This is a genomic window from Niveispirillum sp. (assembly GCF_017996735.1).
Taxonomy (GTDB): domain Bacteria; phylum Pseudomonadota; class Alphaproteobacteria; order Azospirillales; family Azospirillaceae; genus Niveispirillum.
In genome coordinates, this window is sequence record NZ_JAGOGJ010000259.1 from 1 (window position 1) to 3419 (window position 3419).

Sequence of the window (3419 nt, forward strand, 5' to 3'; positions counted from 1 at the left end):
ACCGGCTGTTCGACCTGCTGCCCCTGATGTTCGGCATCCTGGGCGGCGGGGTGGTCGCCTTGCAGATGGTGGCCCACACGCGCCAGCGCCTGCGCCGTGCCCGCAAGCTGCATGAAGGACAGCAAGGGCGCGTCGGCACGGCCAGCCGCGGGATGCGTGAGCGGGCGTCCGGTACCCTGGCCCTGCGCCGGGAGGAACAGCAGATGCGGCTGGAACTGGATCGCCTGAACGAGATGATCGAGGATGGCGAAAAACAGGCCGAGCGGGAAAAGGGTACCGAGTCGCAGATTTATGTGTTCGACGAGCGAAAAAACATGGGCGACCAGGCCTATGTTTTCCAGATCAACCATCCCGACTTCAACAATCTGGCGCGCAACGCCCCGGACGAGGTGGTGAAATCCTGGAAAGCGGGACGCCGCTACATGGTCTGGGCCGCCAGCGAAAAGATGGCATCGGCCAAGGCGGGTATGCGCTTCAACCAGGACAAGGGCTATCGCGTCGGCCCCCCGGCCCCGTTCGAGGGCGATCCGGAGGCTTTTTGATCCGGCGTGTCACCCAGCCCTGTCATGTAGCGTAGTTACGTAAACTGAACGCGATTCCATTTACTGTCGCAACATTGGCACGGTTCGGCAAAAAGGGGCGTCCGACGCGATCCAGGCCGGCTACAGGCTTGTGGGCGGCGCGCGGCATGGTATCAATCGCGGGCAGAGATCAGCGTTCCGGCCGGAGAGAAAGACCTATGTCCGCCCTGACCCGTTCCCCCGCCTGGCAGGCCCTTGCCGCCCATCGCGCCAGTTTCGACGGCACCACGATGCGCGACCTGTTCGCCGCCGATCCCGGCCGTTTCGAGCGTTACCGCATCATCGTGGATGGCGTGATGCTGGATTACGCCAAGAATCGTGTAACGGACGAGACGCTGTCCCTGCTGGTCGATCTGGCAGGACAGCAGAAGCTGGAACAGATGCGCGACGCCATGTTCAGCGGCGACCGTATCAACATCACGGAGGACCGCGCCGTCCTGCATGTTGCCCTGCGCAACCGCGTCGACCGCCCCATCTTGATGGATGGCCAGGACGTGATGCCGGGCGTGCACGAGGTGCTGGCCCGCATGTACGCCTTCTGCCACAAGGTGCGCGATGGCGAATGGCGCGGCTATGACGGTCAGGCCATCACCGACATCGTCAATATCGGCATCGGCGGTTCCGACCTTGGTCCCGTGATGGTGACGCAGGCGCTGACGCCCTGGCACCATCCGCATCTGGCGGCGCATTTTGTATCCAACGTGGACGGCACCCACATTGCCGAGGTGCTGAAGCGCGTCGATCCCGCCACCACCCTGTTCATCATCGCGTCCAAGACCTTCACGACCCAGGAAACCCTGGCCAATGCCCATACGGCGCGTGACTGGTTCCTGGCCAATGGCGGCAGCGCCGATGACGTGGCCAAGCATTTCGTAGCCGTATCGACCAACGCGGCGGAAGTGGCAAAGTTCGGCATCGACACGGACAATATGTTCGGCTTCTGGGACTGGGTCGGCGGGCGTTACAGCCTCTGGTCCTCCATCGGCCTGCCCATCGCCCTGATGGTGGGGCCCGAGAAGTTCGGGGAGCTGCTGGGCGGTGCCCATGCCATGGATGAGCATTTCCGCACCGCCCCCCTGGCGCAGAACATGCCCGTGATCCTGGGCCTGCTGGGTGTCTGGTACGGCAATTTCTTCGGCGCCACGGCCCATGCCGTCCTGCCCTATGATCAGTATCTGGCCCGCCTGCCCGCCTATCTCCAGCAACTGGACATGGAAAGCAACGGCAAGTCGGTGGACCGCGACGGCAACGAGGTGGACTATGCCACCGGCCCGATCATTTTCGGCGAACCCGGCACGAACGGTCAGCACGCCTTCTATCAGTTGATCCACCAGGGCACGCACCTGATCCCCTGCGATTTCATCGCACCGATCAGCAGCCAGAACCCGACGGGCCGGCACCATGCCATGCTGTTGTCCAACACGCTGGCCCAGACCGAAGCGCTGATGCGCGGCAAGAACGCCGAGGAAGTACGCGCCGAACTGATGAAGGAGGGCAAGGCGGGGCCGGCGCTGGACACTCTGCTGCCGCACAAGATCTTCACCGGCAACCGCCCCACCAACACCATCCTGCTGGACCGGCTGGACCCCTATCGCCTGGGCATGCTGGTGGCGCTCTATGAACACAAGGTGTTCGTGCAGGGCGTCATCTGGAACATCAACAGCTTCGACCAGTGGGGCGTGGAACTGGGCAAGCAATTGGCCAAGGTGATCCTGCCCGAACTGGAAGGCGAAGGCCCCAAGCCACATGATGCCAGCACGGCCGGCCTGGTCGGCGTGGTGAACGCGGGCAGCGTGGGCGGAACGGCGCCGTCATTACCTGTGACGTAATCGACGGCGCGACGGTGGCATGGCAGAAAGGCAGGCAATCCCAAAGCCCGGAGCCGCCATGTCCACCCCCGCCCCGCGCCGTCGCGTCAATAATGCCGAGGCTTTTGGACCGCTGCTGAAACGCTGGCGCGCCTCACGCGGGGTCAGCCAGTTGGATTTGGCGCTGTCCTGCAATACCAGCCAGCGGCATCTGTCCTTTCTGGAATCGGGGCGGTCGCGGCCGTCCAGGGGCATGGTGTTGCAATTGGCCACAGCCTTGTCGGTACCGTTACGCCACCAGAATGCCCTGATGCTGGCCGCAGGGTTCGCCCCCGCCTGGGACAGTTCGCCGCTGGAAGCGCCCGAAATGGCGCCGGTGAAAGCGGCGATCACCCATATGCTGGAGACCCAGGCCCCCTTCCCGGCCGTTGTCGTGGACCGGCACTACAATCTGATCCAGGCGAACAGCGGGGCACAGCGGCTGCTGGGTTTCCTTGCCGGGCCCGCCATCGCCGGCCTGTCCAACCCCAACCTTGTCCGTTTGCTGCTGTCGCCCGGCATGCGCGATCTGGTGGAGAATTGGGAAGAGGTGGCGGCCTGGATGATCCGTCGATTGAAGGCCGAAGCCCTTTTGGAAGACCCGCTTCAGGCCGTGGACACGGACCCGTTCGCCGATCTGTTCACCGACCCGTCGCTGACGGAACTGGCCGCCCCGTTCGGCGACGGGGCAACGGATGCCCCCACGCTTTATACCCGTTTCACCAAGGACGGGGTGCGGCTGTCGCTGTTTTCCATCATCGCCATGGTGGGAACGCCGCTGGATGCGGGGCTGCAGAACCTGAGGGTCGAACTGTTCTACCCAGCCGACGAGCCGACACGGGCCTGGTTCAAAACGGTCATCTGATACCATGTGTGGACGGCCCGTTGGGAACAAGGGGTAGGCGAGATGATTTGTTGGGGTCGAATGCGTTCATGTGTCCGGCCTGTTTGAGCGGCGGATGACCGCTGGCCCAGATGGGTTCCGCCAAGC

3 protein-coding genes are annotated in these 3419 nt (G+C 63.8%); all 3 read left to right on the plus strand.

Features of this window, described 5'->3' with window-relative positions:
- Positions 1-542 (plus strand): hypothetical protein (locus KBA48_RS32785; protein WP_292912865.1); only part of this gene is annotated, 542 nt, incomplete at its 5' end.
- Positions 543-739: 197 nt separating this feature from the next.
- Positions 740-2410: a glucose-6-phosphate isomerase gene (gene pgi, locus KBA48_RS32790; RefSeq protein ID WP_292912866.1), complete on the plus strand. Its 1671-nt coding sequence runs from the start codon at positions 740-742 to the stop codon at positions 2408-2410.
- Positions 2411-2468: 58 nt separating this feature from the next.
- Positions 2469-3293: a helix-turn-helix transcriptional regulator gene (locus tag KBA48_RS32795; protein WP_292912867.1), complete on the plus strand. Its 825-nt coding sequence runs from the start codon at positions 2469-2471 to the stop codon at positions 3291-3293.
- Positions 3294-3419: the final 126 nt, after the last annotated feature.

What these genes read in the sequence shown, in the direction of transcription:
- pgi (WP_292912866.1), top strand. Translation starts at nt 740, where the DNA reads ATGTCCGCCCTGACCCGTTCCCCCGCCTGGCAGGCCCTTGCCGCCCAT.
- KBA48_RS32795 (WP_292912867.1), top strand. Translation starts at nt 2,469, where the DNA reads ATGTCCACCCCCGCCCCGCGCCGTCGCGTCAATAATGCCGAGGCTTTT.